This is a genomic window from Paenibacillus sp. CECT 9249 (assembly GCF_918697855.1).
Taxonomy (GTDB): Bacteria; Bacillota; Bacilli; order Paenibacillales; family Paenibacillaceae; genus MSJ-34.
Genome location: NZ_CAKKLI010000064.1, coordinates 1 through 24,244 on the forward strand (window position 1 = coordinate 1; position 24,244 = coordinate 24,244).

A 24,244-nucleotide genomic window follows, 5' to 3' on the forward strand; every position below is an offset into this window, starting at 1 on the left:
GGGACTGCGATGACCGGTTAGTATGTTGCATAAAGTGCAGCATAGGCCGGGGTTCAAGGTCGGATCGGGCCGACATGTTGTACAATGTACAGCATAAACGTACAAAATCGGCTGAAAACGGCCTATCTCCCCTCTGTATGTTGTATAAACTACAACATAGTGCAATCGCTCCAGAAAAAGGGGCTGGTATGATGTACAAAATACAACATACCAGCCTCGAACGCAGGCCGACGCCTCCCTATTCACTCGCGCCCGACGCACACCCCGACGCATTCCTATTTACTCACACACCGCCGCAGAAACGTAGTACCCCCAGCGGGTGTCACGGCAGAGTCGGGACTGCGATGACCGGTTAGTATGTTGCATAAAGTGCAGCATAAGCCGGGGTTCAAGGTCGGATCGGGCCGACATGTTGTACAATGTACAGCATAAACGTACAAGTTCGGCTGAAAACGGCCTATTTCCCCTCTCTATGTTGTATAAACTGCAACATTAGTGCAATCGCTCCAGAAAAAGGGGCTGGTATGATGTACAAAATACAACATACCAGCCCCGAACACAGGCCGACACATCCCTATTCACTCACACCCTGACGCACACCCGACACATCCCTGTTCACTCACGCTTCGCGAACAGTTCTTGCGGCAGCCTACCGTGCCCGGCAAAGTCGCCCGCCGCATGCCGAAGGGTCGCATCCCCGCTTTAGTCCCGTTCGTCGCGCCGCCACAATCCTTTGCGCTTCACCTTTTCCACCGCTTCTTTGCTCGAGCGGACGCCAAGTTTTTTCAACATTTTGTTCACCTGATTTTTGAGCGTGCTTTCCGCCTTGAACAGCTTCTGTTCGATCTGGGTTTGCGTATAGCCCGCTTCGATTAACTCGTACACTTCGCGCTCCGCGGGAGTAAGCGCCTGAAGCTGCTCTTCGCGCTTCAAGCGGGCCAGCTCCTTGAGCAGCACTTCCATCGGCCCGGCATGGCGATGCGCCGTCCGAATGGCTTGCGGCAGTTGGCGGTAGTTTGTTTTCTCGATATAGTTGATCGCGCCGGCCGTGAAAGCTTGCGCAATGACCGCCTCGTCATTGAGAGATGTGAGCATGATAATCTTGACGGGACGCAGTTCGTGAATGTCCAATGCCGCGTCGATCCCGTCCAGCCGATTGCCCGATAATTGAATATCCATCAGCAAGACGTCGAATTCCAGCGTCTCCGCCAGCCGAACCGCTTCTTCCCGGCTCTTCGCCGCTCCGACAACGAGCATATCGGCCTCGTTGTTCAAGAAGAGCGTCATCGCTTTGATCCAATCAGGGTCGTCTTCTACAATCATGAGCCGAATATGATCCATCTACGAATAACGCTCCTTGTCCTACAAATTTGCGGTGCCGCGGCTCGCTCAGGCACTAATCCGGGCGATGCATGCTTGTCACCTTGTTGCCTGGAAAATACAGCGATACCGCCGTCCCTTCCCCTTCCGCGCTCTCGATCCGAAGCGAACCGCCGCTTTGCTGCATCACTTGATAACAATACGTTAACCCGAGCCCGAAATTGCCGCCGCGCCCTTTCGTCGTATAGAACGGTTCGAGGACGCGATCCAGCTGCCGTTTCGGAATGCCGCGCCCGTTATCGCGAACCGTGATCGTCACTCCCCCGCGTTTCGCCGGAGCGAGCACAATTCGAATATCGCCGCCCGCTCCAGGCCGGATCGCTTCCGCGGCGTTTCGAAGCAAATTGCCGAGTACCTCCTGCAAATGAACCGCGTCGCACATCACTTCAGGATCCGCTTTCCGCACGATCTGCGCGAAGATCCCGCGTTCCGCGAACATCGGCATATGATGGCGCACGCATGCTTCCGCGATATCCGCCAGACGGTGCGGCCGCTCCAGCAGGACGATCTCCTGCGTTTGCCCGTGAATGCGCGTTACCATGGCAAGCATATGTTGCGCCGAATTCGCAATAATTTGCAGCTGTTCTTCGACTGCGGCGGACGGAATGTCCGGTTCCGGCCTCACGTCCCGCAACAGCGTCGACTTGATGTTGTCGGCGGAGAGCGATATTTTGCCGATTTCGTTCTTAATCGTATGATTCAACAGCGCCGTTCCCGAACTGACCGCCTCGATCGCGCTTTCCAGCGGATCGCGCTCCAGGCGGAGCTTGACGCCAAGCACCCCGGAGCCGGACAGAAAGGCGAGCAAAACGCCGGCAAACAGCGAATATCCGATAAATCCCGCAATATACGAAAAAAACGAAAACGCCGGATCGATGGCCCGCCCCACGTTAATAAACAGTAAAGCGGCAAGCAGCGAAGGCGCAATGATGAATAGAGTCATAAGGCGATTCGTCTTCTTGCGCCGGTCGCGTTCCTTCGCGAAGGCGGCAACCAATAACGCGCATGAGGCGAGATAATACGGCGCTACGAAAACGAGCAGCGGCATATAATGAATCTCTCTCCCCCAGGCGAAGAACAGAACCGCCAGCAATACGACCGGCAGCAAGAGAACGAATTTGAGAATCGTCCGCGCCCGCGTCCGGAACAACTCCGAATAGACGATGCAAAAGATCAGCGCCCCATAGGGCGTCAATGTATGATTCGCCAGCTCCAGCAGAAACGCGGCAAGCTCCCAGCCGAGCGCTTCCGCCGTGTCGACAAGTCCGCCGATGCTGGCGCAACTGACGAAGAAGGTCGCCCAGCGGTTCGATTCCTTCCCGGGCTGGCTTATGATGAGAATAACGGCCGCCGCAAGCAGCGCAGCAAAATAAAATAACATACGCACCGCCTTACTTCACGTTGGACTGTCTTGCGCCGCGACGTTTCCGGTACGCCGTCGCCAGAACGAATGCGATCGTCATAATCAAGACGCCGACGGCGTCGACCGCAACATCGATCGCATGTCCGGTACGCCCGGGCACAAAGCTTTGATGCCATTCGTCCGAAGCCGCGTACAATAACGACAGCAAAGCGCCGGTGCCGATCGCCGTCCCCTCACGGATCGGCAGCGCAAACAGCGTCTTCATCCATAGGAACGTTAAGACGGCAAATTCGGTCACATGCGCCGCCTTGCGGATCCAAAACTCGATAAAATCGTACGGCTTCGCCGATGTAACCAATCCGCCGTCATAGTAAAATTCGATATGCGGCAAATGGTCCACGATCGCTTGCGGAATCCAGGCCGCCAGCGCGGGCCGCAAATCTTGCTCCACGTACGGCTCCGCGGACTTGATAAAAATAACGGCCATACAAATTGCCGTCAGCGCCAACCATATCAAAAAACGTTTCTTTATCCACTTCATCGAATGGCGCATTCCTTCCCGTTTCACGTTTGCTCGGCTGTCCTTGCGCGCAATTGTTTCCGGATGCAGTAGCGGACGATTTCGCTTCGCAGCGGTTCCTTAATCTCCGTGAAAGCGATCGACACCCGCCGTCTCCCGCCAGGGCCTGTCCGCAAATCGACGACGCGCGCGCCGAACGAAATATGCTTTCTGCCGTTCTTGTCTTCCAAATACATATGGCCGATGACGTCGTCCCCGACGCGATAAAGCGATTCCTCGTTCCTATCTTCCGCTTCGTAAAAAGCGATGCCGCCGCCGCTAATATCGACGGTAACATATTTCGCATTCTCGCCCGAAGCCGCTTCGATCCATACCTCGATTTCCGCGGGAATGCGAAAGAAATTCCTTCTCTGCACTCTTTGGACATCGCTGAAATCGGGCCGCGGTTTCGTCAGCGTTACGCGGGGACCTTCGAATGAAACGGCGGAATCATACACGAATTTATCTTTGCCGTCATAAAAGTATACCGAGACCGCCCCGGCAAGATGATGCGGCAAAGGCTCGTTATTTGTATCGACAGGGTTTCGCACGTACATACTCGCATCGCTCATTCTAATGATTTGCGTAAAATAGACCGATCCGTCTTCGCATTCGATTTCGATAAGTTGATTGTTCCAAAGCTCCATATCGTCCGTATTCATGGCGTCAACGACCTCCTATAGCGTTTTGCGATAAAGGATCTTCCATTTCCATTATGAGGAACAATTCCGAAAGTGTAAATAGCTCCGCCCGTCGGGCCGAAAACAAAAAAAGAACCAGGCTTATCTTTCGCCTGATTCTAACTTGCTTTCTTCACGGGAAAGTTGGCGTACCGTCCGGCAGCCTTGCCAACGTCCATTCCGGAAGAACGTTATGGCAAGGGTATTGCGCCGCTAATTTCTCGTCGACGTCGATTCCCAATCCCGGTTTATCGTTCGGATACACGTAACCGTTTCTAATTTCCGGACATCCCGGGAATACTTCCTGAAGTGCCGGACTGAATCCGTTCCACTCCTGGATGCCGAAATTGATGCTGCTGACGTCGAGATGCACATGCGCCGCATGCCCCACAGGCGATGTGTCCCCCGGACCGTGCCAAGCGGTGCGTACCCCGAAAGCTTCGCAGAGCGACGTTAACTTTCTCGCTGGCGTTATGCCTCCGATTTGGCTGATATGAATCCGAATATAATCGATCAAACGATTCGTAACAAGAGGCATCCATTCGTTAGGATTATTGAACAATTCGCCCATCGCCAGCGGAATCGTCGAATGCTGGCGAATGAGGCGGAACCACTCGAGCTGTTCGGGCGGAAGCGCATCTTCCAGGAAAAATAATTGGTACGGCTCCAATTGCTTGGCAAAGTTCACCGCATCGATCGGGGCCAAGCGTTCGTGAATATCGTGCAGCAACTCGACGTCCGGTCCCAGCTCGGATCGCAGGTGCTCGAACAATCCGAGCACGCTTTTCATATAGGCTTTCGGATCGTAATAAGCTCCGGCGGGGGCTCCTTCCGGCGCAACGATCAACTGGTCTTTGCCGCCATAGGTGCCCAATTGGCAGCGAATGTAGCGGTAACCTTGTTCGATGTACGAACGCGCGCTCTCTTCCACCTGTTTGAAATCAAGGCCGTCGGCATGCCGGTATACCGCCGCGCCCTCTCGAACCTTCCCGCCAAACAGCTCGTAGAGCGGCATTCCGGCAAGCTTTCCTTTGATGTCCCAAAGGGCCATGTCTACGCCGGACAATGCATTGTTCATAATGGGGCCGTTCCGCCAATAACCGCTCACGAGCGAAGAATGCCATATATCGTTAATGCTTTGAACGTCTTTTCCGATCAAAAACGGCTTCAAATATTGTTCGATGGCGGAATGCACCGACAAATGGCGCTGCGTAAAGGTAGCGCAACCAACGCCGTAAATTTCCGGTTCCGTTGTTTCCACTTTGACGACAACCAAATTAATGCCTTCCGGCGCCGTCATAATCGTTTTAATATTGCGAATTTTCAGTTTCTCCATATCCACTCGCCCTTTAGTTGTTGTTATTGCTTGACAGCGCCTGCCGTCAAACTGCTTATAAAATATTTCTGCATAAATAAGAAAAGAATGATCAAAGGCAAACTGGACACGATCGATGCGGCCATCATATCGTTCCAAGCGATTTTGTAGAACCCGTTCAATTGGCCGATTCCTACCGGCAATGTTTTCATATCTTCCGTTGTCATCAGAACGAAAGCGAACATATATTCATTCCACCCCATCAGGAAAGAGTAGATCGCCGTAGCCGCAAGTCCCGGCAAAGATAAGGGCAGAATGATTTGCAGGAATGTCCGCATTTTGCCGCAACCGTCCATCATGGCCGCTTCATCCAATTCTTTCGGTATGCCTTGAAAAAAACCGAGCATCATCCATGTGCAAAAAGGAATCGCAAACGAAATATAGACGATAATGAGTCCCGGATGCGAATCGATCAACCCGAATGTTTTTAGAACTTTATAAAACGGAATGAGCAGCATGATCGAAGGAAACATTTGCGTGACAAGCAGAAACGTCAAAAACGCTCCTTTGCCCGGAAACCGGAACCTCGAGGCCCCATAGCCGGCCAACGCCGAGAACACTAACGAAATCAAAGTAGACGCGAACACAATAATAACGCTGTTCACAAAATAATCGGCGAAAGGATAGTCCTTCCAAATTCGAATAAACGAATCGAAGGTAGGATGTTCGGGAATCCAAACCGGCGGTGAACTCATCACTTCTTCATTGCTCTTGAACGCGGTAGAAACCATCCACAAAGTCGGTATCAACACGCCGGCCGATGCGATCGTGAGAATGGCGTACATGCATGCGTTGAACAGCGATTTCTTCCCTTTAATCGTTGCCATTTCCAAACAACCTCCTGTATCCGTATCCCATCAAGTAACATACGAAGAAGACGATAATTGCCATGGCGGAAGCTTTGCCGAACACGAAATAATCGAAAGCTTGTTTGAAAATATCGATGCTGACAACGTTCGTCGCATTTCCGGGCCCGCCTTGGGTTAATATCCAAATCATCGTAAACTGCTTAAACCACCAAACGGTATCTAAAATAAGCGTAACGAGCATCACCGGCATCAGCCCGGGCAACGTCACGTAGCGGAACGCCGTCAATCGCGTACAGCCGTCGATTTTGGCGGCTTCGTATATATCTTCCGATATATTTTGCAAACCGGCCAGAATGAGCATCATGACCATCGGGAAGCCCTTCCAGATCGAAACGATAATGACGGCGATAAAGGCAATTTGTTCGTTGCCCAGCCAGGAAATCGGTTCGTCGATCATGCCTGTTCCCATCAATACGGCGTTGAACAGGCCATACAATGGGTTGAACAGCCACTTCCACAGCAGTCCCACTACAACCTCCGGAAAAAGCCATGGAAGAATCAAGATGACGCGGAACACGGTTTGTCCCTTCAATTTCATGTTTAGAATGAGCGCCAGTCCCATGCCGACTACGAAATGGCCGGCAACAACCCAGAATGTGTAATGCAAAGTAAGCAATATTTTGCCGATGAATTCCGTATTCGAGAAGATTTCCTTATAGTACTTTAACCCTACAAAATCCCACTTCGTCGTTAAGTTGGTGTCGAAAAAACTGATATAAGCCCCGTATAGCAGCGGGTATGTAACAAGCAACAGAAGCGTGACGACGGCAGGGGCGATGAACCAATACCCGATCCACCGGTTTTTTGACGACAGCATAGTTGTACCTCCATAGATTACCAAGAAGGCCGTAAGGGAGCAGAGATCCACTCCCTTACCGTGACGATTCTTGAAGGATTAGTTGGTATTGCCGATAACCTCATTGGCCCGAGCGGCCGCTTTCTTGGTCGCTTCATCCGCATTCATGCCGCTGGCGATCATCGATTGGTACGCCTCGGCGATAATATCCTGAAATTGCGAATATTGCTTGAAATCGGGGGTCGTGAAAGCGTACTGAAGCGCTTCTACGAATCCCGCATAATCTTTGCCGGTCAGCTGCTGATCTTCGCCGACTTCGATTTTCGTCGGAAGCCTGCCGCTTAAAGCATTCCACTTCAACGAATTTTCCTTGTTCACCATAAATTTGAGGTAATCCGCAACGATCTCTTTATTCGGGCTGGATTCGGCAATCGAGTAGCCCAGCAAACCGAACGTGGCGATATGTTTTTCTTTCTTCGGAACCGGAGTGCTGTACAGTTTCCCTTTCAGTTCCGGATTTTGATCGTAAATGCTGCCCAATGCATTCGGGCCTGTAATCATCATGGCGACTTTGCCGCTCGCCATCAAACTCGCCGCTTCCGGGAAGCCGGTTTCCGTCACCCCGGGCGGGATCACCTTAAATTTATTATTCAGGTCGGCATAAAACTGAAAAGCCTCTTTGGCCGCCGGAGAATCCAACTCCGTTACCCAGTTGCCGTTCGCGTCCTGCTTCAATTCTTCCGCGCCAAAGGAGCGCAATACGGTAATGAAGCGGTCCGCACCGGAGCCGTTGCGCGTACCGACCATCCCAAAGCCCCATTGATCGACTTTTCCGTCCCCATCGGTATCCTTTGTTAATTTTTGCGCGGCGTCAAGAAAGTCTTCCCACGTCTCAGGCGCCTTCAATCCCTCTTCCTCGAACCAATCGCCGCGGTATACGAGCGCCAGGGGAGCCGCTACCCAAGGCAAAAACTGCAGTTTGCCGTCAACGCTCGATTCCTCCAGCAAATTCGGATAAAATTCGCTCAAATATTGTTGTCCGAAAAGCTCCGTTAAATCGGCAGTAATGCCCATATTGTAAGCCGTTCGAATAAACTGCGGCGTGTTGGTGAACGCATCTGGCAAATCCGAAGCCGTGGCGAGCGTCGTAATCTTCTTATACAAATCGTTCATCGGTACGCCGATAAACTCGATTTTCACGTGCGGATTCAGTTTCATGTACTCTTCCGCCATCGCTTTCTCGGCCGGTCCGTCAGGATTTTCCGTTTGCGATACGGACATGATGCGAATAGTGGTTACCTGATCGCCGCTCTCCCCCGTTTTTCCTGTCTGCTTTTGGCCGCAGGCGCTCGCCAATAGACTCAACACTATCAATAACGAAATCCAACCGGCATATCTTGTTCTTTTCATGCAAATGACCTCCTCGTTGAAATAGGTAAAAATATATGGTTAGCCGTCATGCGACAAAATCGCCGCCGCGGCGACAACCTTATGTAATATGACATATGATATATGATGTCATACAAGTTATTCGAAAAAATTTACTTTTTGTTTTTTTCCTGATAACGCAACCATTTGATTGTACGGTCTGTCGTCGTCGTAACGGATTCGCGAACCAACCGCTTCACCAATTCGGTATCTCTATTTTTAATCGCCTGATATTGTTGCGTATGCCCTTTCAAGCTGACTTCCAATTCGCCCAATACCCGGTTCAGTTCTTCCAAATGATAATAATAAACCCGCTTCATGCTTTTCATAATTTGGACGAAAAGATCATTTTTGGCTGCGTTGATAATGGCCATATGAAACTGATAATCGGCCACCGAATATTTGGCATAATCGTTTTGATTCGCCTTCATTTCGTTAAGCGCTTTCTCGATCGCCAAAATGTCTTGTTCGTCGGCGCGCTCAACGGCCAATTCAATGCATTTGGTCTCAATAAGCTCCCGGAATTCCATAATATCTACAAATTCCTTTTCGCTCATATTCATGATCGGAGCCATCATCTTCAAATCGTAGCTTCCCGCCGTATTCGAGACGAAGGAACCTTTCCCGTGCCTCGTGCTGATTAATCCCATATCCCTTAATTTTTGCACGGCGCTGCGAACGCTTACGCGACTGACGTTGAACATGCTGCATAATTCGTTTTCGGAAGGAATTTTATCTCCCGCCTGCCATACCCCGTTCACGATTTTCTCTTTCATCTGCTCGTATACGTCGTCGACAATATTTTTTTTCTCAATCGCTTTAAAATTGGTTTTCACCGTTATTCTCCATCTCCTTGTAACATGTCATACAAGTTGTGATTAATATACTAGCAAGTTTTACTATTTTCGTCAAGCATAAATCGACGGACAAGCTTCCAACGGATCAGGCCATACTCATCCGTCAATTTGTTACAAGCAAGTTTATTGCTCGTTTATATATTGTTTGATTCGCTCCGGATCGATAACGAGCACGTCGTTACCGTCGATTCTCTGAGGCTTAAACATCCCGTCCGGAGGAATTTGCACGTCCGACATTTGACCAAGATCGATCCGCATGCCAAGCCTGGCTAATTTCAACATCTCATGGGGCTCGATATTCGTTTCCAAGTAAGGGGCGATACTGTTCAGCACTTTGGGCAATTGGATCAGCGTCGTCGTCGATTTCATTTTGGCGGCGACGGACGACACAAATTTGCGCTGCCGTTCGCTGCGGCCGAAATCGGACTTGGCGTCGCTGCGAAAACGAACATATTGCAGCGCCTGCAATCCGTCCAAATGCTGCTCCCCTTTTTTCAAATCGATATTATATCTCGGGTCGTCGGCGCGATCGATTCTGCGCATATTTTTCTCGATATCGACATCGATGCCGCCGATGGCGTCAATTAAGGCAATAAATCCTTCGAAATCGACAAAAACGTAGTATTGCACGTTGAGTCCGGTCAATTGTCCGACCGTTTCCATAGCAAGTCCCGGTCCTCCGAAAGCGAGGGCCGTGTTGATTCGGTTCTTGCCATAACCGGGTACGTCCACATAAGTGTCGCGAAGAACGGAGTAAAGCTTTGCGCTTTGCCGCTCGGGGTCGATGGATACGAGGATGTTGGAATCGGAGAGCGGACGGCTTCTGTTGCCTCTGGCGTCCCCGCCGAGGAGCAGGATGTTGACTTTCTCCTTCCCGTCCCATTCGGGAGGTTCATGGGCAGGCTCTTCGTGCAGCCGACGATGATCCAGCATATTGTTTGTTTCGCTATTCTCATGAATTTGTTTCGTGAAAGACAAGATCGAATAGACGTAATACGCCGCAATCAGCAAAATGACCGCTCCGACGCCTAATGACGAATAGAGCCAAATTCGATTGCGTTTGGTTTGATTGCGACTTTTGCGGGGCATGGCGTGTTGCTTCAGCATGAAACGTACCAACCTTTCCATTGACGTTAGGCCCACTTTGCTCATGAAGTGCACGTCCGGTCGGATGGGCGGCGGAATCTCTTTCTATCTATGTAAACGCACCCAACCGGAAGAAAGTTACGATTTTTGTCGAAACAAAAATGAAGCGGCATCCATTGACGGAAATGCGCTTTGACCGTACAATGAAACAGTATATGTATATTCAAAAATTCAAATATACATAATATTGAATATAAAAGGGGATATCATGATGAGATTTGTACGGGCTCACCGCTTTCGAAACTATTCATTGGCGCTGCTGTGGAAAGACCTGCTGTCGGGACTCATTGTCGGTATTATCGCTTTGCCGCTCGGAATGGCATTCGCCATCGCTTCGGGCGTAGACCCGCAATACGGCATTTACACGACGATTATCGCGGGAATACTCATTTCGGTCTTCGGCGGTTCCCGCCATCAGATCGGCGGACCGACCGGCGCTTTCGTTCCGGTCATATTCGGCATCGTAACGCTATACGGATTCGAGGATTTGCTGATCGCCGGGTTCATGGCCGGAATGATGCTATTACTCATGGGTTTGTTGAAAATGGGGGCCTTCATCAAATATATTCCAAGACCCGTGACGATCGGCTTTACGGCGGGAATTGCCGTGATCATATTTACCGGACAAATCGCCAATTTTCTCGGCTTGCAAGGGATTCAAAAGCATGAGCGCTTTATCGACAATATGGCGGAAATCGTTCGGCATGTCGGAACGACGGATCCGGCCGCCGTACTAATCGCTGCGATTTCCCTCCTCTTCATTATCGTTACGCCGAAACTGTTCCCCAAACTTCCCGGCTCGTTCGTCGCGCTTATCGTCGCGGGGGGTGCGGCCGCTTTGTTCTTCCCGGATAAAATTGCTACGATTGGCTCGACTTACGGGGCGATCCCGAGTTCGTTGCCGACCTTCCGGCTTCCGAATATCACATGGGATAAAGTGCAAAGCTTATTCGTTCCCGCATTGACAATCGCTTTGTTGGGAGGGGTCGAATCGCTCCTGTCAGCCGTCGTAGCCGATGGGATGACGGGCGATCGCCACCATAGCAATCGCGAATTAATCGGGCAGGGCATCGCCAATCTTGCCGCACCGTTATTCGGGGGCATACCCGCCACAGGAGCGATCGCCCGCACGGCCACGAACATTAAAAACGGAGCTCAATCCCCCGTATCCGGCATCGTTCACGGCTTCGTGACCTTATTGATTCTGCTCCTATTCGCTCCATACGCTTCGGCTATACCGCTCGCTGCCATGGCCCCGGTCCTCATGACGGTCGCCTGGAATATGAGCGAAGTCCGGCGCTTTAAATATATCGTTCGCTTGAAAACCGGAGACACGCTCGTTCTGCTTGTTACCTTTTTGCTCACTGTCTTTGTCGATTTAATAACGGGAGTGGGGGCGGGGCTTTTATTGGCATTCGTTCTTTTTGTCAAAAAAATGAGCTCGATTTCCGTCACGACGAAAACCGGCGAACATTTCGCCGAAGACCGGCAAGAGAGGATCTGCTATGCGGAAGTGGAAGGCGTTCTTTTTTTCGGAGCGGCTCAATCGTTCGAACGCTTGATTCTGGATCAACTGCGAGATCGGCCGAGCATTGTCGTCATTCGTTTGAAACAAGTGCCGTTTATCGATACAACCGGGATTTCCTTTCTCTCCGGCGTCATCGGTTTCGTCCAAAGTTACGGCGGTACGGTGCTGATCTCCGAGGTACAGCCGCAATTGCGCGAAATGTTCATGCGCACCGAATTGGATAAAATGATCGGAGAGACGAACATGTTTGCCCAAACCGGCCAAGCGGTCCGTTATGCCGATTCTTTGTTTCATCGGGGGAAAACGGACGTTTGCGGTTGACAGAAGCCATAGGAATAAGGTAATTTCATTCCAGAATAGATGTCCCATTCAAATCAAACGGGAAGGTATGTGCGCAATGATGAACCTGGAATTACAACAATTTAAAGCGGAATTTTTCAAAGCTTTAGCCCATCCTCTTCGTATTCGCATTCTCGAACTGTTGTCCGAGGGGGAGAAGAATGTGAATGAAATACAATCCCTGATCGGAAGCGAGGGTTCCGCGGTATCGCAACAATTAATGGTGCTGCGCGCCAAAAATATCGTGAAAGGCACCAAAGACGGCAACCGCGTCGTGTACGCCCTGCGGGACCCTGCCATCGTCGACGTGCTTGAGGCGGCCAAAAAAGTGTTCAACAATCATTTAGTCGACACGATTGTGTTGCTCGATCAGTTGGAAGGGGCCGAGTAAAAGACGCACGGCACCCTGATCTTCCGCTTCCTGCGCGGACGCTAATTCTTTCCCGGTTGCGGCGCGGCAGATTCAAATCGGACGGATTCCGCCAGAGCGATCATCTCCTCTCCCGTTACCGGCGGGGCATCGATATCTTGAATCACGGACAACAGAATATTCCAATCTTCCAATTGAAAATAAATATAATGAAAAACCGGAAAATCGTGAAATTCGACTAGCTTCGCTTCGGCTCCGTTTACTGTCACGTCTTTGACGGCCGCCTCGCCGCCCATCGTATGGAGAAAGAACATCGGCGGCGAATCGATCAGGTACCTCGCTTCTATGTCGATGATCCGCCCATTCGTGCCGAGAGCGTATTTATATCCAAGCGGTTGGCCTTGCTTCTTTATAACCTTCATAAACCGTTTTATCTCCGGCATAGCCTCCAACTTGTCGGACCACGGAACGGGAACGCCCAACAGTTGTTCCGCCTCCTTTTTCGAGGAAATGCCGATTTCTTCGTCCCCTTCCTTCCAAACGATTCGGAAGCTCCTTTCCCCTTCCTTTTCTACCTGTTTGGTCTCCACTTTCGGCTCGATGAATTGCTCGATAAAAGCCATAGCGGGCTTGAAGGCGACGACCGTCTGCAAGGCGAACAAAAGCGCAGCCGCAGCGAAGGCCGCTTGGCGGATGTTGCGTTTCTTTTTTTTGCGGCGGGCATCCCGGTTAACGTATCCTTCCCATATCTGTTCGAAGGTAACGGAGGAAGTTCGGCGTCGCACCTGTTTTTCCAGGGCATCTTTCATCTGGACGGCGTTATTTTTCTCCATAAAGTTCCCCCCTTTTCGTGAATCCGTAAACATTCGAACGGGGCAGTCGATTGCGCAACGACATGAGCGCGCGATTCAATCTGGATTTGCATGTCCCAATTGGAATATTTAAAATTTCGGCGATTTCATACAATTTCAATTCTCCGTAAAAATGAAGCATGATGATTTCTTTGCTTTTATGGGGCAATCGCTCGATTTCCCGCAACAATTCCTCGCTCGCTTCGTCTCTAAGAACCGTCTCTTCCACCGGCACCTCTTCCTCCGTCTCCGGTACTTGTCCGATCAAAACGAGCCATTTCTGCTTGCGCAGCATGTTCCTTGCCGTATTGAGCATGATTTTATAAATCCACGGCCTAATCGGTTTGGTCCGATCTAAGGTGCCGATTTTCATATAGATTTTAATGAAAGTCTCCTGCGTGATATCGTCCGCCAGCGATTTCGATTTGGTCAGCACGTAGGCCGAACGGAATACGAAAAGAGAATATTCGGCGAATAACCGCTCCGCCTCTTCCATGGAAATCCGATTTTCCACGAACATACCTCCGTTATAGTTGTCTCATCATATATACACGCGATATCGGAAATTAGTTCGCTTTTGCGGCAAGATTTGCCAACTCGTACGTTTCGTCCGTCAACCGGAACGACTTTATCAGCCCGTCCGTCATGTATACTTTGCGTTCCGCCGTCACGAATAACGCTTCGACGCGATCCAGAGATTGAGTCAGTTGCAAGCCCTCTTCCAGCCCTAAGGCGAAAGCGGCCGTCGACAAAGCGTCGGCATCGGCCGAGCGGTCCGCGACGATCGTCACGCTGATCAACTCGTTGCGGACGGGATATCCGGTTTTCGTGTCCAAAATGTGATGGTAGCGTTGGCCGTTTTCCATAAAGTAACGCTCATACACGCCCGAGGTGACAATCGTTTGGTTATCGACGCGAATTTGCCCGATCGGATTTCCGCGCATTTCGTCCGGAGCCTGGATGCCGATATTCCACAGTTCGCCGCCCGGTTTCGTCCCGACAGCCATAATGTTGCCCCCCAGATCGATAATCGCGCTTTTGAAGCCCATCTCGAGCAGCCGTTCCGCAATGCGATCAGCCGCATACCCTTTCCCGATGCCTCCCAAGTCGATCGACATCCCGCTTTGGGCAAGTTTGACGGTACGATTCGTTTCATCCGTTTCAATGTTCCGGAAATCGACAAGATCCCGCTTCCGCTCGATGTCGGCCTGCGGCGGAACTTTGGCCCCTTCCTTGCCGATTTGCCACAAATCGACCAATGGCCCGATCGCCGGGTCGAAGCGTCCATCGGTTAACTCGGCATAGCCGACCGCTTGGCGGACGAGCCCGAACGTTTCGTCGGATACCCGCACCGCCTCTTGCCCTGCTTGCAAATTCACTTGAGAGACGTCGCTCGTTTCGATCGTCCGGCTTAATTTCCCTTCGATTTCTTTCATCAAACTTTCCAATTCCTTGAAATGAGCGTCGGTAACGCGTTCGTCGTACACCTTGACCGTAACGATCGTATCAAAAGCGAAATACGTGCGGGAGATTGGCAGCCCGCTGCCGTTCGAAGCGCCCGGCGCGGAAATGGGGGCGCAGCCGCTTGCGCCAAGCAACAAAATAACAAGCGATAAAACGTATCCGGAAAATAAAGGTTTCGTGCGCATATCGGATCCCTGCCTATCGAAATTTTGTCTTGCGATTATAGCAAATCCGATCTTCTCGCCGCTGTAGGAATCGTCACAGAACGATTTGGCGCGAACGGGTATAATGAATGAACTCATAAACCAAGCAAACGGGGGTGCGCCTGTGAAACGCGGTGACTTCATACTGATCGGAATTGTCGTATGCTTCGCATTGGCGTTGGCGGTGCCGAAATGGCTCGGCCCCGCTCCGCAAGAACCCGCACCGTCCGCTGCAACGTACGCCGTTATTTCCGTGGACGGAAAGCCTTACCGGACGGTGGAATTGACGGAGGAAGAGCAATGGATTGAAATCGAGACGGAACGCGGCCGCAACGTACTGTTCGTGCACGACCGGGGCATCGAGATGTTCGAAGCGGATTGTCCGGATGAAGTTTGCTTTACTTTCGGCTGGATCTCGAAGCCGCAGCAAACGATCGTATGTTTGCCGAACCGCGTACTGGTCGAAATTGTTGCAGATCAAAGCGAAGGAGATGAGATCGATGCCGTCGTTTCGTGAATCCCATGTCGCTGCGGCCGGTTTGAAACGCATCGTCGCCGTGGCCATATTCGCCGCGGCCGCCGTCGTGCTCGGCGTGATGGAATCAATCATACCGGTCAACTTTTCCGTTCCCGGCGCAAAACTCGGCTTAGCCAACATCATGGTGCTGACCTGTCTTTATTTTCTCCGGGGGAGAGATACGCTGCTGCTTGTCGCATTGAAGACGATTTTGACGGCGCTCGTGTTCGGCACATTCTCCAGTTTTTTGTTCAGCTTGTTCGGTTCGTTGTTCAGCTTTGCCGTCATGTATATACTCATGGCAGTCAGCGGCAAACGTCTCAGCTTGATCGGCGTCAGCATCGCCGGGGGCATCGCGCACAATATCGGACAGCTTGCCGCGGCCGGGATCGTCATTCGCAGTTCGACCGTCTTCTATTACCTTCCCGTACTGTTGCTGACAGGAGTGGCGACAGGCATTTTTGTCGGCATTGCGGCAAAATACGCAATACGGGCTTTGTCCCAAATCCCGTTGTTTGAAGGGTGGGGAGAACATGACTAAAACGGCCGTTTCCTTCGAACATGTCTCCTTTCATTATCCGCGCCGGGACAAGTCGCTCCCCCCCGCGATCCGCGATATTACGCTGGACATTCCTTCAGGGCAATGGGTATCGATCGTCGGAGCGAACGGTTCGGGCAAATCGACGCTTGTCAAATTAATCAACGGGCTGCTGCCCCACAGCGGCGGACGTATCTTTACGGGCGGCATGGAGCTTCACGCCGGCAATGCGGCGAAGATCAGGCAGCGCGTCGGATTTGTGTTCCAGAACCCGGACAATCAATTCGTGGGCGCGACGGTGGAGGAAGATTTGGCCTTCGGTTTGCAGAACCGCCGCCTCGAGCGGAAAGCAATGCAAGAGCGTATTGCTCGGACTGCAAAGCAGTTCGACATCGCCCATCTGCTGCACCGGCATCCGAGCGAGCTGTCCGGCGGGCAGAAGCAGCGGGTCGCCATTGCCGGGGCGCTTGCGCTGGAGCCGGACATCATCGTGTTCGACGAGGCGGCTTCGATGCTGGACGAATGCGCCAAGCGGCAGTTGATCGGCCTGATGCGCCGGCTGCATGCCTCCGGAAAGTATACGATGATCGCCGTTACGCACGACGAGGACGAGATTCTGGCTTCCGACCGCGTCATTGCCCTGGCGGACGGGACGATCGTCGCCGACGAAATGCCGGAGCATTTCTATATGCTTGACGATGTCGTCAGGCAATGCCGCCTGCGGCCGCCTCTCTATGTGCAATTGTCGCGCGAGCTCCGCAAGCGCGGAATCGACATCGGCATGCATTTCCGGGAACAAACGCTATTGGAGGAACTAAGGCGATGGGCATTCGATTCCATGATGTAACGTATTCGTATGAGGAAGGATGCCCCTTGGAGAGCGCCGCGCTCCGCGGCATTCGTCTCGAGTTGGAAGAAGGGCGGTTCATCGGCATTCTCGGCCGGGCAGGATCGGGCAAATCGACGCTGCTGCAGCATTTCAACGGCATATTGCGTCCTTCGTCCGGCTCGCTTCATATTCTCGATTTTCATATACGCGTCGGCGAGCCCCTCCCCAATGCGCAACTGCTGCGCAAACGCGTCGGACTTGTATTTCAATTCCCGGAACAGCAGTTGTTCGCGGAAACGGTGGAGAAAGATTTATGTTTCGGCCCGCTGCAATTCGGAGCGACGGCCCCGCAAGCGCGGGAGATGGCGGAACGGGCGGCGGAATCGCTCGGCCTCGAGCGGGAATTGCTCCCGCTCAGCCCGTTTCGTTTAAGCGGCGGCCAGATGCGCAAGGCCGCGATCGCTTCCGTACTGGCGACGAACCCGGATGTGTTCGTGCTTGACGAACCGACCGCGGCACTGGATGCGCGCAGCCGCGAAGATTTGTTGGGACTGCTCCGGCAGCTATGCGAGCGGGACCGGAAAACGATCGTCGTTGTAACGCACAGGCTCGAAGAACTGCTGCCCTACGCCGATCGTTTCATCGTCTTGGACCGCGGAACGGTAACGTTTCAAGGGACGGCGGCGGAAATCTGGGGGCGGCCGGAACTGCTAGAGGAAACCGGCATCCCCGTTCCGAAACCGCTTCGGCTGCGGCAGGCGCTCATGCGCGACTTCGGCATCCCGCTGCCTCCGAACGGCTCTCCCGCGGACTGGGCGGATCAAATCGAGCGAGCTTTCGCCAGGCGAAAGGATGAGTCGTGATGCGGCAGAAATTCGTCTTAGGAAGATATATCGAACGGGACTCCTGGGTTCATCGCCTCGACCCCCGCGCTAAGTTAACGGCGATGCCGCTCTATGTTTGCATCCTGGTCTTCGCGGACTCTTGGATCGCCGCGGGAATCGTGACCGGCTACTCCTTCGCGGTCATGCGCGCGACGAACGTTCCGTTCCGCACTTTCGTCAAAGCCGCCAAACCGCTTCGGTATCTGATGATTTTTATGTTCGTATTTCAAATGCTGCTGATCCGCGACGGTCCGCCGCTGCTGGATTGGGGAGCGTTCGCCATTCATGCCGGCGGATTGCGGCAAGCCGCGCTTTCCGTATGGCGCATGGCCTTTCTCGTGTCGTTCACGGCAATCCTTACCTTCACGACGACGCCCGCCAAGTTGAACCAGGCGCTGGAAGACGTGCTCGCCCCTTTCAAGCTGATTCGTCTCGATCCGCAGCTCATTGCGCTGACGATCGGGATTGCGCTCCGGTTTATCCCGACGATCTGGGATGAAGCGCAAACGGTGATTAAGGCTCAAGCTTCGCGCGGCGCGGACCTCAGGGAGCTCCCCTGGCGGGAGAAAGGCAAAATGATCGTTCCGCTGCTCATTCCCGTCATCGTAGGAGCGTTCCGGCGGGCCGAAGATTTGGTCTATTCGATGGAGGCGCGGGGATTCCAACTGGGACAACCGCGAACGAAATATTACGAACTGCAATGGAAGACGAGAGATTCGATATTTATCGCTTCCTTCGCACTCATTGGGGCGGTTGTGTTCACAATTACGTGAAACCGGCCGCTTTTATTTGTGAAATTAATCACATGATTTCCGTTTGCCGCCGGATATGATGGAACTACCTTAATCATATTTTATTTTATAAAACGGGGGAATGAACGATGGCGCGATATTTTAACGGGAAAGAAATCGAACTGCTGGCGCCGGCCGGCACATTCGAAATTTTCGAATCTGTGATTCGTTCGAAATGCGATGCGGTCTATTTCGGGGGTCCCTATCTCAATATGCGCATGATGCGCAAAGGCTACAATTTAACGATCGAAGAAGCGGAGAAGGCTGTCGCGATCGCGCATGATGCCGGCAAAAAGGCATATGTCGCCGTCAATAACTTGATCAATCACGAGGAACTGGGGCAAACCGAAGCGTACTTGCAGCGGCTTGACCGGATCGCCCCCGACGCGATTATCGTACAAGATTACGCCGTACTTGCCATCGTCCGGGAAATGGGGCTGAATCTTCCGATTCACGCCTCGGTGATGATGAACGTTCACAATCTGGAAATGATCCGCTTCCTGCAGGAGAGGGGCGTCACGCGCGTCGTCGCTTCGCGGGAAATGGATTTGCGTACGGCGGAAAGCTTGCAACGACAGACCGGCATAGAAATCGAATACTTCGTGCACGGCGATATGTGTTCCGTTCACGGCGCGAACTGCCTCTACAGTTCGCTCTTATTCGGCAACAGCAGCAATCGCGGGCGCTGCCTGAAGCCGTGCCGCTGGAGTTACCGCATGAAGAAAGACGGATATATCTACCCGACCGAATATCCTCTCGCCGCCAAAGATATGTATATGTACGAGCATATTCCGGAATTGATTCAAGCCGGCATTTGCTCGTTCAAAATCGAAGGCCGCATGCGGGACAAAGAATTCCTTACGATGCTTGTCGACAGTTACGGCGACGCCATCGACCGGTATATCGAAGATCCGGTCGGCTTCGACCGCAGGCAGGACGCCGGGCATCTATACGACTGCCGGAAACGCGATTTTTCCACGGCTTACGCTTTCGGCAAGCCGGGCCTTAGCTTTATCAACCGCCGCTACGAAGGAACGGGGAAATTTTACAGCACCGGCAAGGTGTTCAGTACGCCGACAGCCGAGCGCGAGATGAACGCGGACCGACTCGAAGAAGTAAGGCGTGCCTTGATCGAAGTCGGCAAGGATGCGAGGGAAGATGCCCTCTTGTCCCCGGCTTGCGGCCAGACCGCGGACGTCCCCCAGCTTAGCGTGCGCGTCAACAACATGGCGCAGGCGGAAGCGGCGATCGAGGCGGGGGCGGATCATATCTACTTGTCCGGCGACGTATTCATGCCCGATATGCCGTTTACGAAACGGGAGATCGAACAGCTTGGCGCGGCGAAACGGGGCGCGAAGCTATACCTGAGCATGCCGCGAATGATGACCGAATTGCATTTCGAGCAATACGGCCAATTATTATCGGGGGCGCGGCTTCCCATCGACGGATTGCTTGTGACGAACGTCGGCGCCATCCGCAAATTCCGGGAGCTGGGCTATCCTCTGATCGGCGATTATTGCCTCAATATATACAATGAACTGGCCGCACGCATGTACCGCGAGTTCGGGCTTGTGCGGATCGCGCCGTCGATCGAGCTGAATACGGCCGATTTCGCGGCATTGATTCGCAATGCGCCGCTGCCGGTCGAAATCGTCGCGCACGGTTCTCCCGTCGTGATGTATATGGAGCTCGATCTGTACGAGAATGCGGAAGTATTCGAACCGATCGGCGAGGAAGACAATCGATATGTCGATAACCGGCATGCCGTTCTGATGACCGACCAAGGCGAAAACCCGGTCTATCGCGATCATCACGGGCGAAATCATATGACGTTGGCGAAAGAATTATGTTACCTGCCTCTCGTGCCGGAATTGCTGCAGGCGGGCGTTTCGTTCTTCCGCATTGAAGGTTGCACTTATACTCCGGAGCAATTGCGCGGAATCGTGCAAGCTTATAAACATGCGCTTGAAGCGCCGGAGCAAGCCGCGGAAATCTTCGGGAGGATGTCTCCCGTTTACGCGGGCTATACGCTCGGGACCTTGTCGTTCGGCTAATGCGTAAAGAAAGGAGCAATCATCGTGAACAATACTATCGGACCTGAAGCGATATTGGCAAAGCGCCGATCTTATTTTTACCCGTGCACGCAGCATTTCTATAGCAATCCGCCGCAAATCGTACGCGGCGACATGCAATATGTGTACGACTCGACCGGCAGACGATACGTCGACTTCTTCGCCGGCGTCTCCGTCGTAGCATGCGGCCATTGCAACGGGGAGATCGCGCAGGCGACAATCGGGCAACTGCGCACGCTGCAGCATACGACGACCATTTACTTGACCCAACCGATGGCGGATTTGGCGGAACGATTGGCCTCGATCCTGCCCGGCGCCATACGGCGAACCTTCTTCTGCAACAGCGGTTCGGAAGCGAATGAAGGCGCGCTGTTGCTCGCGCGGCTTCATACCGGCAAGCGCGGCTTTCTCGCCTTGGAAGGCGGGCTGCACGGTCGGACCGCACTGACGATGGCCGTCACGGGCATTCCGATGTGGCGTGCTGACGCCGACGCCGACGCAGGGAGCGACTGGGTATCGTTCATTCCGCGCCCGTTCGCTCCGGGGCTTGCGCCGGACGAAGCGGCGCGGCGCTCGATCGCGGCGCTTGAGCGGATCCTTGCGGACAAGGGCGATTCGATCGCGGCCATGATCGTCGAACCGATCCAGGGCAATGGGGGGATCGTCGTTCCGCCGCTCGATTACTTTAAAGAAGTCAAGGCATTGCTTGAGCGGCATGGCGTCCTGCTGATCGCGGATGAAATCCAGACCGGCTTTGGCCGCACGGGCCAAATGTTCGCCATGGAGCATTACGGCGTAACGCCCGATATCATGACGACGGCCAAGGCGCTTGGCAACGGCGTGCCGATCGCGGCTTTTTCCTCCACCGACGATATTGCCGCCTCGTTCCGCCGTCCGTCCGCCTCCACCTTCGGCGGAAATCCGGTATCGTCCGTGACGGCGCTGGCCGTCCTTGATTATATGGAACGGGAGCGGTTGACGGAACGCGCCGCCCATCTCGGTTCTGTGCTTGCCGCCGGTCTGCGGCGGCTGCAGTCGCGGCATCATTGCGTCTCGGACGTGCGCGGACTTGGCCTTATGCTGGGGATGGAAATCGGCGGGGACGATCCCAATCAAGGAGCCGCGCGCGTCGACCGCATTCTCGAACGGATGAAAGATCGGGGCTTCCTTATCGGGAAAAACGGCCTGGGCCGCAATGTGCTTGCCTTTCAACCGCCGCTGGTCGTCGGCGAACCCGATATCCTGAACATGCTGGAGGCGCTTGATGCCGTCCTCGGGCTGGAATCGTCGATGGAGGAAGGTGAGAAGCCATGGAACTGATCGGCAAAATCGCATATAAAACAAAACGTTTCGGCGAGCTGGTCATGTTCTCGCATACGCTGTTCTCGCTGCCGTTTGCCGTCATTGCCATGGTATGGGCCGCGCAAGGCCTGCCTTCCTTTCATACGATGTTCTGGTCGCTCATCGCTCTGGTCGGCGCCCGCAACGGGGCCAACGCCTTCAATCGGCTCGCCGACCGGGTCTTCGACGGGCAAAATCCGCGCACCGCGCACCGCCACTTGCCGCAAAAGCTGCTAAGCCGGAAAGAAGTAGCCTGGTTTGTCGTCGTCAATTACGGCGTGCTCGTGCTGGCGTCGTACATGCTGAATCCGTTATGCTTCGTCCTGTCGCCTATCGCGATTATCCTGATCTCGTCCTATTCGTATACGAAACGGTTCACCTGGCTTTGCCATCTGTACCTCGGATTCGTCATCGCGTCCGCGCCGATCGGCGCCTGGTTCGCGGTAACGGGGCAATTGGCGTTCACGCCTTTCGTGCTGGGGACGGTCGTGATGCTATGGATCGCCGGCTTTGACATTATTTACGGCACGCAAGATATCGACTTCGACCGCAAAATCGGGCTATGGTCGATACCGGCCGCGTTCGGGCTGCGAAGCGCGCTCCTGATCGCCAAAGGATTGCATGGCGTTATGGTTGCGCTGCTTATCTTTCTTTATTTTTTCCTGGATTTAGGGTGGATTTACTTATTGGGCGTGCTGGCTTCCATCGTTTTGCTCATGGTCGAGCATAAAGTGATCACGCCTCACAATCGAAAGTTAATGAAATTGGCTTCCTACAAATTGAATCAAGCGATCAGCATGGTCATTCTTGGCTGCACGCTGCTCGACTTTTATATTGCATCGGCACAAGCGTTGCATTGAGCGTTTTGTTGTGACTTACGACGATTAAGCTAGAAGGGCTCTGCATTGGGGCTTTCCTAACAAGCACTGGCGTTGCATCGAATAAGCTGCGGATTCGAGAGATTAGGAGGGTGTAATGCGTTACTGGCCTGCGACTCATCGCGGCAAATACCATCCTGCAAAAAGAGTCAATTTCATAATTCGCCATCGTTGATGTAACTTGCTTAACTACGCTACGCATTGCGCATATAGAAGGAGATACCTCCCTATTTAGAAGGCGATCCGCGCAGACCTGCGCTTCTTAGCTTGGCGCTGACGAAACTGACAATCCTTATTGGGCTCAAAATGAAGGTGTTCCCAATTTAACGAAAGTAGGTATCGTTATTCATTGCAAATTGGCTGTTTCACCGCCTTTTTCCCCGCATTAGCGTGTTTCAGTTTCGTTACAATGAACAACAAGGTGATTTACCGGCGATTAGCGTGTCTGCGTTTCGTCCCGCGGGCCGTCAACCGCCTGCGGTATGATGAAATTGACTACAATTGCAGGTTTTCTGAATGAACGATCATTCATTGCCTGCCTCTTTCCTGCTGGAGCGCTGATTCGTCACCCCAACCCGCTTTAATATTGATGGAACGCCAGTGCACAACAAGGCTTAGTTCAGGCGATCGCGGAATGTTAACGTTCGCAATAGGCTGTCGATGAACTGAACATAACTTTGCAAATCTGCGTGAGGCCACAAAATGTATGCGAAAAATCGTACAAAATATGCGGTGTACGCATCGAATCCGACGATATTGTTCGAAATTTCATACGCAATGAGCGATTTGAGCCCCTGATCCTGCAAAGGTATGCGAAAAATCGTACAAAATGTGCGGTGCACGCATCGAATCGACTATATTGTTCGAAATTTCATACGCAATGAACGATTTGAAGCCCTGATCCTGCAAAGGTATGCGAAATATCGTACAAAATATGCGGTGTACGCATCGAATCCAGTTGAGTCCGTATAATTGTGTAAAATGCTAAGGCTTCAAAAATAAAGGGAGCCATAGTCAAAATCCTCGTTTAGAATGAGATTGTTGAGAAAACATTCTTTAGAGGGGATTTTGTTATGGCTCAATACCAGATTAACCTAGATTCCAAACTTTTGCATCAGTTGTTTTTAGGGAATTCTCAAGATTCGGGGGTATCAGCATTGTTAGAATCCGTACTAAATCAGGTGCT

23 protein-coding genes are annotated in these 24,244 nt (G+C 52.7%); 10 read left to right on the forward strand and 13 right to left on the reverse strand.

Annotated features, from left to right (window positions below; genetic code table 11):
- Positions 1–702: 702 nt before the first annotated feature.
- The 10 genes from LQ229_RS24905 to LQ229_RS24950 all read right to left on the reverse strand — a co-directional run bounded on the left by LQ229_RS24905 (position 703) and on the right by LQ229_RS24950 (position 10,435).
- Positions 703–1,341, reverse strand: coding sequence for a response regulator transcription factor (locus tag LQ229_RS24905; RefSeq protein ID WP_230193219.1), 639 nt, complete (start codon positions 1,339–1,341; stop codon positions 703–705).
- Between the two features lie 55 nt (positions 1,342–1,396).
- Entirely contained in the window at positions 1,397–2,761 is a 1,365-nt protein-coding gene (locus LQ229_RS24910) for a HAMP domain-containing sensor histidine kinase (protein ID WP_230193220.1), read from the reverse strand.
- Between the two features lie 10 nt (positions 2,762–2,771).
- Positions 2,772–3,284, reverse strand: a complete 513-nt coding sequence (locus LQ229_RS24915; RefSeq protein WP_230193221.1) for a VanZ family protein — start codon at positions 3,282–3,284, stop codon at positions 2,772–2,774.
- A 23-nt stretch (positions 3,285–3,307) separates the two neighbouring features.
- Positions 3,308–3,964, reverse strand: coding sequence for a PilZ domain-containing protein (locus LQ229_RS24920; protein ID WP_216536434.1), 657 nt, complete (start codon positions 3,962–3,964; stop codon positions 3,308–3,310).
- A 151-nt stretch (positions 3,965–4,115) separates the two neighbouring features.
- The gene (locus tag LQ229_RS24925) at positions 4,116–5,318 is read right to left on the reverse strand and encodes an enolase C-terminal domain-like protein (RefSeq protein ID WP_216536433.1); all 1,203 of its coding nucleotides are present in this window, start codon (positions 5,316–5,318) and stop codon (positions 4,116–4,118) included.
- A 23-nt stretch (positions 5,319–5,341) separates the two neighbouring features.
- On the reverse strand, positions 5,342–6,184 hold the full coding sequence (locus LQ229_RS24930; RefSeq protein WP_230193222.1) for a carbohydrate ABC transporter permease: 843 nt from the start codon (positions 6,182–6,184) through the stop codon (positions 5,342–5,344).
- Positions 6,171–7,043: a sugar ABC transporter permease gene (locus LQ229_RS24935; protein WP_230193223.1), complete on the reverse strand. Its 873-nt coding sequence runs from the start codon at positions 7,041–7,043 to the stop codon at positions 6,171–6,173. Before LQ229_RS24935 ends, LQ229_RS24930 begins: the two co-directional genes overlap by 14 nt.
- Positions 7,044–7,121: 78 nt before the next feature.
- Positions 7,122–8,432 carry a sugar ABC transporter substrate-binding protein gene (locus tag LQ229_RS24940; protein WP_230193224.1) on the reverse strand — a complete coding sequence of 437 codons (1,311 nt, stop codon included), beginning with the start codon at positions 8,430–8,432 and terminating at the stop codon, positions 7,122–7,124.
- A 131-nt stretch (positions 8,433–8,563) separates the two neighbouring features.
- Entirely contained in the window at positions 8,564–9,286 is a 723-nt protein-coding gene (locus LQ229_RS24945) for a FadR/GntR family transcriptional regulator (protein WP_230193225.1), read from the reverse strand.
- Positions 9,287–9,430: 144 nt separating this feature from the next.
- On the reverse strand, positions 9,431–10,435 hold the full coding sequence (locus tag LQ229_RS24950) for an LCP family protein (RefSeq protein ID WP_230193226.1): 1,005 nt from the start codon (positions 10,433–10,435) through the stop codon (positions 9,431–9,433).
- Positions 10,436–10,661: 226 nt separating this feature from the next.
- On the opposite strand from LQ229_RS24950, the gene LQ229_RS24955 reads away from it, so the two are divergent.
- Positions 10,662–12,302: a SulP family inorganic anion transporter gene (locus LQ229_RS24955; protein ID WP_230193227.1), complete on the forward strand. Its 1,641-nt coding sequence runs from the start codon at positions 10,662–10,664 to the stop codon at positions 12,300–12,302.
- A gap of 79 nt (positions 12,303–12,381) precedes the next feature.
- A complete protein-coding gene (locus LQ229_RS24960) occupies positions 12,382–12,711 on the forward strand; it encodes a metalloregulator ArsR/SmtB family transcription factor (RefSeq protein ID WP_230193237.1) in 330 nt (109 codons plus the stop codon).
- A 41-nt stretch (positions 12,712–12,752) separates the two neighbouring features.
- On the opposite strand, the gene LQ229_RS24965 is transcribed toward LQ229_RS24960, so the two are convergent.
- The 3 genes from LQ229_RS24965 to LQ229_RS24975 are packed head-to-tail and all read right to left on the reverse strand — an operon-like array spanning position 12,753 to position 15,307.
- Complete coding sequence (locus LQ229_RS24965; protein WP_230193228.1) at positions 12,753–13,523, reverse strand: hypothetical protein; 771 nt, start codon at positions 13,521–13,523, stop codon at positions 12,753–12,755.
- The gene (locus LQ229_RS24970) at positions 13,510–14,055 is read right to left on the reverse strand and encodes an RNA polymerase sigma factor (RefSeq protein WP_230193229.1); all 546 of its coding nucleotides are present in this window, start codon (positions 14,053–14,055) and stop codon (positions 13,510–13,512) included. Before LQ229_RS24970 ends, LQ229_RS24965 begins: the two co-directional genes overlap by 14 nt.
- A gap of 52 nt (positions 14,056–14,107) precedes the next feature.
- Complete coding sequence (locus tag LQ229_RS24975; protein ID WP_230193230.1) at positions 14,108–15,307, reverse strand: FAD:protein FMN transferase; 1,200 nt, start codon at positions 15,305–15,307, stop codon at positions 14,108–14,110.
- Between the two features lie 25 nt (positions 15,308–15,332).
- On the opposite strand from LQ229_RS24975, the gene LQ229_RS24980 reads away from it, so the two are divergent.
- The 8 genes from LQ229_RS24980 to LQ229_RS25015 all read left to right on the forward strand — a co-directional run bounded on the left by LQ229_RS24980 (position 15,333) and on the right by LQ229_RS25015 (position 23,040).
- The gene (locus LQ229_RS24980; RefSeq protein ID WP_230193231.1) at positions 15,333–15,725 is read left to right on the forward strand and encodes a NusG domain II-containing protein; all 393 of its coding nucleotides are present in this window, start codon (positions 15,333–15,335) and stop codon (positions 15,723–15,725) included.
- Positions 15,709–16,266 (forward strand): Gx transporter family protein, encoded by a 558-nt coding sequence (locus LQ229_RS24985; protein WP_230193232.1) that lies wholly within the window; start codon positions 15,709–15,711, stop codon positions 16,264–16,266. The genes LQ229_RS24980 and LQ229_RS24985 overlap by 17 nt, the downstream gene beginning before the upstream one ends.
- Positions 16,259–17,110 carry an ATP-binding cassette domain-containing protein gene (locus tag LQ229_RS24990; RefSeq protein WP_230193233.1) on the forward strand — a complete coding sequence of 284 codons (852 nt, stop codon included), beginning with the start codon at positions 16,259–16,261 and terminating at the stop codon, positions 17,108–17,110. Before LQ229_RS24985 ends, LQ229_RS24990 begins: the two co-directional genes overlap by 8 nt.
- Positions 17,086–17,955, forward strand: coding sequence for an ATP-binding cassette domain-containing protein (locus LQ229_RS24995; protein WP_230193234.1), 870 nt, complete (start codon positions 17,086–17,088; stop codon positions 17,953–17,955). Before LQ229_RS24990 ends, LQ229_RS24995 begins: the two co-directional genes overlap by 25 nt.
- Complete coding sequence (locus LQ229_RS25000; protein WP_216536421.1) at positions 17,955–18,749, forward strand: energy-coupling factor transporter transmembrane component T; 795 nt, start codon at positions 17,955–17,957, stop codon at positions 18,747–18,749. The genes LQ229_RS24995 and LQ229_RS25000 overlap by 1 nt, the downstream gene beginning before the upstream one ends.
- Positions 18,750–18,856: 107 nt before the next feature.
- Positions 18,857–20,821, forward strand: coding sequence for a U32 family peptidase (locus LQ229_RS25005; RefSeq protein WP_230193235.1), 1,965 nt, complete (start codon positions 18,857–18,859; stop codon positions 20,819–20,821).
- 24 nt (positions 20,822–20,845) lie between these two features.
- Complete coding sequence (locus tag LQ229_RS25010; protein WP_230193236.1) at positions 20,846–22,159, forward strand: aspartate aminotransferase family protein; 1,314 nt, start codon at positions 20,846–20,848, stop codon at positions 22,157–22,159.
- Positions 22,150–23,040, forward strand: coding sequence for a UbiA-like polyprenyltransferase (locus LQ229_RS25015; protein ID WP_216536418.1), 891 nt, complete (start codon positions 22,150–22,152; stop codon positions 23,038–23,040). Before LQ229_RS25010 ends, LQ229_RS25015 begins: the two co-directional genes overlap by 10 nt.
- Positions 23,041–24,244: the final 1,204 nt, after the last annotated feature.

Excerpts from the sequence above, each read along its gene's own strand:
- LQ229_RS24905 (WP_230193219.1), bottom strand. The coding sequence starts at position 1,341 with ATGGATCATATTCGGCTCATGATTGTAGAAGACGACCCTGATTGGATC.
- LQ229_RS24910 (WP_230193220.1), bottom strand. The coding sequence starts at position 2,761 with ATGTTATTTTATTTTGCTGCGCTGCTTGCGGCGGCCGTTATTCTCATC.
- LQ229_RS24915 (WP_230193221.1), bottom strand. The coding sequence starts at position 3,284 with ATGAAGTGGATAAAGAAACGTTTTTTGATATGGTTGGCGCTGACGGCA.
- LQ229_RS24920 (WP_216536434.1), bottom strand. The coding sequence starts at position 3,964 with ATGAATACGGACGATATGGAGCTTTGGAACAATCAACTTATCGAAATC.
- LQ229_RS24925 (WP_216536433.1), bottom strand. The coding sequence starts at position 5,318 with ATGGAGAAACTGAAAATTCGCAATATTAAAACGATTATGACGGCGCCG.
- LQ229_RS24930 (WP_230193222.1), bottom strand. The coding sequence starts at position 6,184 with ATGGCAACGATTAAAGGGAAGAAATCGCTGTTCAACGCATGCATGTAC.
- LQ229_RS24935 (WP_230193223.1), bottom strand. The coding sequence starts at position 7,043 with ATGCTGTCGTCAAAAAACCGGTGGATCGGGTATTGGTTCATCGCCCCT.
- LQ229_RS24940 (WP_230193224.1), bottom strand. The coding sequence starts at position 8,432 with ATGAAAAGAACAAGATATGCCGGTTGGATTTCGTTATTGATAGTGTTG.
- LQ229_RS24950 (WP_230193226.1), bottom strand. The coding sequence starts at position 10,435 with ATGGAAAGGTTGGTACGTTTCATGCTGAAGCAACACGCCATGCCCCGC.
- LQ229_RS24955 (WP_230193227.1), top strand. The coding sequence starts at position 10,662 with ATGATGAGATTTGTACGGGCTCACCGCTTTCGAAACTATTCATTGGCG.
- LQ229_RS24960 (WP_230193237.1), top strand. The coding sequence starts at position 12,382 with ATGAACCTGGAATTACAACAATTTAAAGCGGAATTTTTCAAAGCTTTA.
- LQ229_RS24965 (WP_230193228.1), bottom strand. The coding sequence starts at position 13,523 with ATGGAGAAAAATAACGCCGTCCAGATGAAAGATGCCCTGGAAAAACAG.
- LQ229_RS24975 (WP_230193230.1), bottom strand. The coding sequence starts at position 15,307 with ATGAGTTCATTCATTATACCCGTTCGCGCCAAATCGTTCTGTGACGAT.
- LQ229_RS24985 (WP_230193232.1), top strand. The coding sequence starts at position 15,709 with ATGCCGTCGTTTCGTGAATCCCATGTCGCTGCGGCCGGTTTGAAACGC.
- LQ229_RS24990 (WP_230193233.1), top strand. The coding sequence starts at position 16,259 with ATGACTAAAACGGCCGTTTCCTTCGAACATGTCTCCTTTCATTATCCG.
- LQ229_RS24995 (WP_230193234.1), top strand. The coding sequence starts at position 17,086 with ATGGGCATTCGATTCCATGATGTAACGTATTCGTATGAGGAAGGATGC.
- LQ229_RS25000 (WP_216536421.1), top strand. The coding sequence starts at position 17,955 with ATGCGGCAGAAATTCGTCTTAGGAAGATATATCGAACGGGACTCCTGG.
- LQ229_RS25005 (WP_230193235.1), top strand. The coding sequence starts at position 18,857 with ATGGCGCGATATTTTAACGGGAAAGAAATCGAACTGCTGGCGCCGGCC.
- LQ229_RS25015 (WP_216536418.1), top strand. The coding sequence starts at position 22,150 with ATGGAACTGATCGGCAAAATCGCATATAAAACAAAACGTTTCGGCGAG.